This is a genomic window from uncultured Nostoc sp. (genome assembly GCF_964245575.1).
Lineage (GTDB): Bacteria > Cyanobacteriota > Cyanobacteriia > Cyanobacteriales > Nostocaceae > Nostoc.
Genome location: NZ_CAXTNP010000305.1, coordinates 1 through 8,379 on the forward strand (window position 1 = coordinate 1; position 8,379 = coordinate 8,379).

Genomic DNA, 8,379 nt, shown 5'->3' on the forward strand with positions numbered 1-8,379 from the left:
CCTGCTTAAGCCTGTCAACTATTTTTCCAAAAATATTTTGGACTGCTTTTGAGTCCCCTGAAACTGCCCACAGTGCTCTCTTTGTAGGCAACAATGGTTTATGCACTGTGCTGAGTAAGGAAGGGTGAAGCGTGAATTTTCAGTCGGTAATAGGTTTATTACATGAGTTTTGGAGCGATCGCGGTTGCTTGATTGCCCAACCCTATGACATTGAGAAGGGGGCAGGTACTAAGAATCCTCAGACATTTTTAAGAGCATTGGGACCGGAACCGTGGGCTGTTGCCTACGTTGAACCGTGTCGTCGCCCGACAGATGGGCGGTACGGCGAAAACCCCAACCGCTTCCAACATTATTATCAGTACCAAGTTCTGATTAAGCCGTCGCCAGATAATATCCAGGAGATTTATCTTGATTCATTAAGGGTTTTAGGTATTCGTCCTGAAGACCACGATATTCGGTTTGTAGAGGATAACTGGGAAGATGCGACGGTGGGAGCTTGGGGCACTGGGTGGGAAGTATGGTTAGATGGGATGGAAATTACTCAATTTACCTACTTCCAACAGTGTGGTGGAATAGATTGCCGTCCTGTGTCGATTGAGATTACATACGGGTTAGAGCGATTGGTGATGTACCTCCAGGAAGTGGAGGCAATTACTAAGATTCATTGGACAGACAACATTACTTATGGTGATGTTTACCTCCAGGGAGAGATTGAGCAGTGTATCTACAACTTTGAAGCGTCAAATCCTGAGTTGCTACTGACACTATTTAATTTATATGAGCAGGAAGCTACCCAATTGACGGAGCGAGGATTGGTCTTGCCTAGCTTAGATTATGTAATGAAGTGTTCGCACACGTTCAATCTGCTGGATGCTAGAGGTGTGATTTCGGTGACGGAGAGAACTCGCTATATTGCCAGGATTCGGCATTTGGCTAAGAAGGTAGCTCATTTATATGTTGAGCAAAGGGAGAAGTTGGGTTTTCCGTTACTCAAAGATACTGTGAGTTCAACAGGAAGCCCGACATCCTAAAGGGTGGGGCTACACTAACTAAGTCCGCTAGGAACAATTGCATATTTGGTCAGCGTAGCACTCTGTGTTCTGTTTCTCCATGCTGTGCTGGGGTTTAAGCTAGGTATATCTTTATGATGTCGCGATTGCTAAAAGTCAGAAATACCATTAAATCTTGAGTCTAGAACATTAAGGCTACAAGGATAAGGCCCGCCTATGCGGGCTTTGTTTGTATAAACTTGATGGACTATACTTCACCACAAGCATAAAAATTTTTCGGAGTTGCTGATTAAAAAGATGAAAAGCTCACGCAGAGAGAAGTTTGAGCAGCGAAAGCTACTCAAAACTTCGGTAGGCGCTCTAGGCGCAGATAATAAGAGTTTGGAATATTTGATTTTTGAATTTCATAGCCAAATTCAGCAACACCGATTTTTCTCTATTGCTACCCTAGCTATTTTTAAGTTAGCTGCAAATTCGAGTTGTCAGATGCTTTTACAAAAAATCTTATGATTCAAACCAGTGGTGTAATTATTTGTCTTGGCTACATTTTTGGGTTGCTGTTTACAGCAGTTCCTTTGGGTGGTGTGTGGATTTTGGTTCTGGGGATAGTGGGAGCGATTTTTTTGAGAAGACGCACCACTTCACGGCAATTTGCTCAGAAACCAGAAAATGCTGGAAGCAAAAATAAGGTAGTGCCTAACACTTGGCAAACTACTCCCCATGCTCGAATATGGCTAGCTGCTGGCTTAGTGGGATTATTGGCAACTCTATATTTTCAATGGCGAGTACCGCAACCGGGTGCAAAAGATATTAGTCAGTTCGTTCCGCCTGGAAACAGCAGTAATCAAGAACAACTTGTGATTGTTCGTGGACAAGTGGCGAGTAATCCCCGCTTAACTCGCAGCCAGCGAGGACAATTTTGGCTGGAAGCGACTCAGTTAGATGAAGTCAAAAATGAAAAAGGTTCAGCAGGTGTTCCAAAAGGGGTAACGGGCAAATTATATGTCACGGTGCCTATACTTCAGGCTACTGGGTTATACCCTAGTCAACAAATTGCTGTGACTGGAATTTTGTATAAACCAAAGGCGGCTTCCAATCCTGGTGGTTTCGATTTTCAGAAGTTTCTCAAGCAGGAAGGAACTTTTGCTGGTTTGATTGGGCGACAAATAAATGTTTTGGATCAGGAACGAAAATGGGGATGGTGGCAGATTCGGGAGCGAATTGTGCGATCGCAAGTTCGTTGGTTGGGTATCCCTGAAGGGCCTCTTGTCAGTGCAATGGTGTTAGGAAGCAAAGCTATTGATTTACCCTACGATATCCGCGACTTATTTGTACAAGCTGGATTAGCTCATGCTTTAGCAGCTTCCGGGTTCCAAACTTCTTTGATTTTAAGTGTGATCTTACAGTTAACGAGGCGGGCAAGAAAAGGAACGCAATTTACCCTTGGCTTTTTGGCTTTAATCATTTTTCTGAGTTTAACAGGTTTTCAACCTGCGGTTCTCAGAGCCGTAATTATGGGTTTTGCGGCATTAGTTGGTTTGCTATTAAAAAGAAAAGTAAAACAGTTCGGCTCATTGCTATTAGCAGCAACTCTGTTATTAGTGTTTAATCCTCTATGGATTTGGGATTTAGGTTTTCAATTGAGTTTTTTAGCAACATTGGGATTAATCGTAACAGTACCTGCATTAGTCAATCGATTAGGATGGCTACCGCCTGCGATCGCTGCTTTGATTGCTGTTCCCTTAGCTGCCACTATTTGGACTTTACCTGTACAACTTTTTGTCTTTGGGGTTGTACCATCTTATAGTTTGTTGCTGAATGTTCTTAGTACTCCATTAATTTCGATCATTAGTATAGGTGGAATCATCAGTGCCTTAGTGGGTTTAATTTGGACTCAGGCAGGAAGCTTTTTAGCTGTAGTGTTGCATTACCCAACTGATTGGCTGATTAAACTAGTGGAATTTTTTAGCAAGCTGCCAGAAAATTCTGTTGCTGTAGGCAGCATATCTAGTTGGCAGCTTCTAGCGATTTATGTACTGATTATATTGGTTTGGCTAGTGCCTTGGTGGCAGCGGCGGTGGTGGTTTGCTAATATGATTGCGATTGGTTTAGTATTTATCCCTCTTTGGCATTCTACAAATACGTTGTTTAGGATAACAGTATTAGAATCTGGTACAGAACCAATTGTAGTTGTTCAAGATAGAGGGACAGTTACTGTAATTAATAGTGGCGATGAAGGGACAGGACGTTTTACAATCTTACCGTTTTTGCAGCAGCAGGGTGTAAATCAAATCAATTGGGCGATCGCAACTGATTTTCAAGGCAATGAAAGTAATGCTTGGTTAGAATTACTGCAACGTTTACCAATTAAAAACTTTTATGAATATTCATCCAAGCCAGAAAATTCTATTGCAACTCAGGCAATTCAACAAGAATTACAAAAGTATCAGGGATCTTACCAACCGTTAGCAGTTGGTCAAGCTGTGAAAACGGGTTCAATAGTAGCACAATTAATCAACGATCAATTACCCATCTTACAATTACAGATTTTAGATCAAAATTGGTTATTAGTAGGTAATATCAAGTCTAAAGAGGTACAGCAACTAGTTAAAAGTGGGAGTTTACCTCATCCCCAAGTGTTATGGTGTGCCTCTCAGTCATTAAAAGATTTAGTTATTGCTCTGCAACCACAAGTAGCGATCGCTTCTTCTGCTAACTTGGATCAAAAATCTTTATCTGAATTGAATAAAAGCCAAACTAAACTATTTTTTACAGGACGAGATGGAGCTATTCAATGGACGCCCAATGGTCAGTTTGAAGCTTTTATTGAAGCAACAGAAAATAAGTCTTCTATCTTATAAAAAGCTTATAAAAAAGTAGATTTAAAAGCACAAAACTTATTTAAAAATAAGACTAACTAAAGATAGATGTATATTCATTTGGAAGGAAGTAACCTATGCAAAGGTCTTAAGAAGCTTGGTTTCCTTAGCAGGTGCTAACCTTATCCCTGGGGTAATGTTTGTATTATCACACGTAATCACACAGTTGAGTCACAAAAAGATATCTTAAAAAAATGGAAATGGGAAGTTTAATTGAATTTACTTTGTTTGCTCCTCGGAACAAAAGAGTAGCTTTAATTGGGTCTTTTTATGACTGGAAAGAAATTCCAATGGTAAAAAGTGAAAATGGTTATTTCCGCACTCAAGTAAAATTAGAAGACGGCATTTATCAATATAAATTTCGTGTTCAAAGCAAAAGCCAAAATTTTGCATTTGATGGATGGATAGATGTGATTGACCCTGAAGCAACAGACGTTAATGAAAAAGAAAAATCCAGCATAATACAGATTAAAAATGGGCAACGTATTATTGATACTTACGCTTGGCAACACGACGAAAAACCTTTGCCAGCCAATCGGGAATTAGTCATATATGAAATGCACGTTGCAGATTTTTCTGGTGATGAGGTTGGGCTTGATAAACAAGGCAAATATTTGGGAATAATTGCCAAGTTAGATTATTTGGTTGAATTGGGAATTAATGCAATTGAATTAATGCCAGTTAATGAATACCCTGGTAACTATAACTGGGGCTATAAAGTGCGCCACTTCTTTGCTACAGAATCTAGTTACGGCTCAACAGAAGATTTAAAGCGATTAATAGATGAGTGTCATGCTAGAGGCATTCGCGTTATTATCGATGGAATTTATAACCACACAGATGAAGAATGCCCATTAATGCTGATTGACCGGAATTACTGGTATTACGAACACATGCATTATCCCGAAGATCCAGATAATTACTGGGGGCCAGAGTTTAACTATGATAATTATGATGAAAAATTAGATGTTAAACCTGCATGGAAATACGTCGGGGATGTGGTGCAATTTTGGATTAAGGAGTATCACATTGATGGAATTCGCTTTGATGCGGTGCGCCAATTGGCTAACTTTGAATTTCTAGATTGGCTGGCTAAACAAGCAAAAATTCATGCCGCGCCCAAACAGTTTTACAACATTGCCGAACATATTCCCGATACAAACTCTGTAGTCCAGCCAGATGGACCATTAGATGCTTGTTGGCATGAGAGTTTTCGGTACTTTATAGTTCCATATATTTGTGGAGAAACATTTGAATTAAAACAACTAAAGCAAATTTTAGATCCCAAACAGCAAGGTTATGCGATCGCTACCAATGTCATAAATTATTTGGCAACCCATGATCGCGAACGTGTATTGCGAGAATTAGGCGATCGCGGTATCTTTGACGCAGATGCATTTAAGCGAGCGAAGTTAGCAGCTGTTCTCTTAATGACAGCGATGGGTATACCAATGCTGTGGATGGGAGAAGAGTTTGGCGAATACCAGCAAAAAAGCGAAGATGTAACTAAGCCACAGAAGATTAATTGGTCTTTACTGTCAGGCGACCAGAATCATAATTTATTTAAGTATTATCAAAAACTCATTGCTCTACGCAAGCAGAATCTAGCCTTGCAAAGTGACAATATCAAGTTTTTCTACGAAAATGCAGATGATAAAGTGGTGGCTTACACCCGCTGGGATGAACAGAATTCTCATGTCGTTGTCGTGGCTAATTTTTCTGACCAGAATCTAACTAGATATCAAATTGCAGACTTCCCAACTGCTGAGTATTGGCAAGATTGGTTCGCCAAGTGTGAAGTGGAAGTTGGGGAAGATGGTTTAGTCACTGACTTGCCAAGCTATACAGCCAAGATATTTGTTTTGCAGTAGCCAGCCAAAATAGTAGTTTACTTTGCTTGACTTTGTTATCATTGCGCGATCGCCAGTCCGCAGTATCCAAACATCGAAATTCTAATGATTAGCAATTTGTAGCTAGTTTGATAAGAATGTTGTATATCCGAATACGATTCAGTAGCGCGTCTACTACCAGAAGATACTGGAGTCTAGCTTTTGACTTACTTAGTCTCCTAGAGTGCAAGGCGTAGCAGCAAAGATGATTCCACATCCAGTTTGATGGCTGTGATATTATGGGAGACTGCTACATACATTTAGAAAAACTACAAATTGAATCGATCATGGCTTTGACGCAACTGCGGAAACAAGAAATAATTTCCAACTACCAAGTTCACGAAACCGACACTGGTTCGGCCGATGTCCAAGTTGCCATGCTAACTGAGCGCATTAACCGCCTCAGCGAACATCTCCAGGCAAATAAAAAAGACCATTCTTCCCGGCGGGGACTGTTGAAGCTAATTGGTCAGCGCAAGCGTCTTCTAGCCTATATATCGCAGGAAAGCCGGGAAAAGTATCAAGCTTTGATCGCTCGTCTCGGTATTCGTGGATAAGGACTACCGCTTATGTCTGCTGAAGAATCTGAACGCAGTCGCTTGCCCTTTGAACCAAACAAAAAGCGCCAAAAACCCGCAAAAACTCAAAGTAAACCAGCAGCACAACCACAAGAATCTGACAAACAGGCTGATAAAAAACGGTCTTACACCAAAGAAGAGATGACTATTCCCCAAGTAGTCAGCCAGCGCATGATCCGCCGGGTAGCTGGGTTCTGTGGTGTTCCAACAGTTTTGGGCATTAGCACCCTGGTTGTCAGCTATCTGCTTGCTATCTACTCCAAGATCCAACTACCTCCCATCGCCGTGTTATTGGTGAACATGGGATTATTTGGTTTGGGGGTTTTAGGGATAACTTATGGCGTTCTTTCTGCCTCTTGGGATGAAGAAAGAGTCGGAAGTTTGCTGGGTTTGGGTGAGTTCAACACCAATTGGGGACGAATGGTGGCAGTTTGGCGCGAAACTCGGCAAAAAAACTCATAATGACCGGCGCTCAGGTATTAGATAACTGCGATATTGGGTAAATGAAGAAGTGAATGTTGAAGTTGAAATTTTATAACTTCAACATTACTAATTAAAATTATATAATGAATGCTTTTTATACCCTATGTCAATTTATTTAGCAGTAAACTTACTGACTGAGCGCTATATTTGGTAAATAAATTTTATTTTTAACTATTCGTAATTAGGCTAATAAGCAACAATAAAGTTAGTCCATTTACAGAAAATTTTACTCAATTAATAATCAGGAAGTTTCAGATGATTATAGTAATGAAAAGTGCTTCCCCAGAGGCGGAAATAAACCGCATTGATGAGGAACTAACTAGCTGGGGGCTAACTCCAGAAAAAATTGTTGGTCAACACAAAGTCGTTATTGGTCTAGTAGGTGAAACTGCCAGCTTAGATCCACTACAAATTCAGGAACTTAGCCCCTGGATTGAGCAGGTGTTGCGGGTAGAGCAGCCTTACAAACGAGCCAGCCGTCAGTACCGCCACGGCGAAGCTTCGGAAGTGGTGGTTAATACTCCTAATGGAACGGTGGTGTTTGGTGAACACCAGCCTTTGGTAGTCGTTGCCGGCCCCTGCTCCGTAGAAAATGAAGAAATGATTGTGGAAACTGCGCGGCGCGTCAAGATGGCTGGAGCCAAGTTTTTGCGCGGCGGGGCATATAAACCCCGGACTTCACCTTACGCCTTCCAAGGACACGGCGAGAGTGCTTTGGATTTATTGGTTAGGGCGCGGGAACTCAGCGGACTAGGTATTATTACAGAAGTGATGGATGCTGCTGACCTGGATAAAATTGCAGAAATTGCTGACGTGATCCAGGTGGGGGCAAGGAATATGCAGAATTTCTCCTTGCTCAAAAAAGTGGGAGCGCAGGCGAAACCAGTTCTGTTGAAGCGGGGAATGGCGGCTACTATTGAAGATTGGTTGATGGCAGCCGAGTATATTCTGGCATCTGGCAATCCCAATGTCATTTTATGTGAAAGGGGAATACGCACCTTTGACCGTCAGTATACACGAAATACGCTGGATTTATCGGTAGTGCCAGTGTTGCGAAAGCTGACTCACCTGCCAATCATGATTGACCCCAGCCACGGCGTAGGTTGGTCTGAGTTTGTGCCTTCAATGGCAATGGCTGCGATCGCAGCTGGCACAGATTCCCTGATGATAGAGGTTCACCCCAACCCTGCTAAAGCTTTATCTGATGGGCCCCAATCTCTCACACCAGACCGTTTTGATAACTTGATGCAAGAATTAGCAGTGATTGGTAAGGCGGTGGGACGCTGGCAGCAACCAGCAGTGGCTCTAGCTTAAAATTCAGTTGCAACTTTGCGATCAGTATCTCAGCATAACTCCGAGTTTGTAGTAAGGACTTTAGTCCTGATAGACTTTACTATCAGCGATGAATAACTTCTTACAAATTCGGATTTTATTGTATGTTTAATTATGCTGACCTATTTATTGTAAATATGAAATAATGCCCCTTTATACCGATTTAATATGAAGCTGCATAGAATAGAGCTTCCAGGATAAAGTTATA

Annotated in this window: 6 protein-coding genes; all 6 read left to right on the forward strand. The window is 41.5% G+C overall.

All coding sequences use genetic code 11. From position 1 onward, the window contains the following. Positions 1-131: 131 nt before the first annotated feature. The 6 genes from glyQ (at position 132) to aroF (ending at position 8,153) form a co-directional block, all read left to right on the forward strand. The gene (gene glyQ, locus ACFFAP_RS32230; RefSeq protein ID WP_375515032.1) at positions 132-1,031 is read left to right on the forward strand and encodes a glycine--tRNA ligase subunit alpha; all 900 of its coding nucleotides are present in this window, start codon (positions 132-134) and stop codon (positions 1,029-1,031) included. Between the two features lie 485 nt (positions 1,032-1,516). Next, entirely contained in the window at positions 1,517-3,871 is a 2,355-nt protein-coding gene (locus ACFFAP_RS32235) for a ComEC/Rec2 family competence protein (protein WP_375515033.1), read from the forward strand. A gap of 218 nt (positions 3,872-4,089) precedes the next feature. Then, a complete protein-coding gene (locus ACFFAP_RS32240) occupies positions 4,090-5,760 on the forward strand; it encodes an alpha-amylase family glycosyl hydrolase (RefSeq protein WP_375515034.1) in 1,671 nt (556 codons plus the stop codon). 305 nt (positions 5,761-6,065) lie between these two features. Beyond that, a complete protein-coding gene (gene rpsO, locus ACFFAP_RS32245; RefSeq protein ID WP_041565894.1) occupies positions 6,066-6,335 on the forward strand; it encodes a 30S ribosomal protein S15 in 270 nt (89 codons plus the stop codon). 12 nt (positions 6,336-6,347) lie between these two features. Next, positions 6,348-6,818: a PAM68 family protein gene (locus ACFFAP_RS32250; protein WP_375515035.1), complete on the forward strand. Its 471-nt coding sequence runs from the start codon at positions 6,348-6,350 to the stop codon at positions 6,816-6,818. 276 nt (positions 6,819-7,094) lie between these two features. Beyond that, positions 7,095-8,153 carry a 3-deoxy-7-phosphoheptulonate synthase gene (aroF, locus tag ACFFAP_RS32255; protein ID WP_375515036.1) on the forward strand — a complete coding sequence of 353 codons (1,059 nt, stop codon included), beginning with the start codon at positions 7,095-7,097 and terminating at the stop codon, positions 8,151-8,153. The last annotated feature ends 226 nt before the right edge of the window (positions 8,154-8,379 follow it).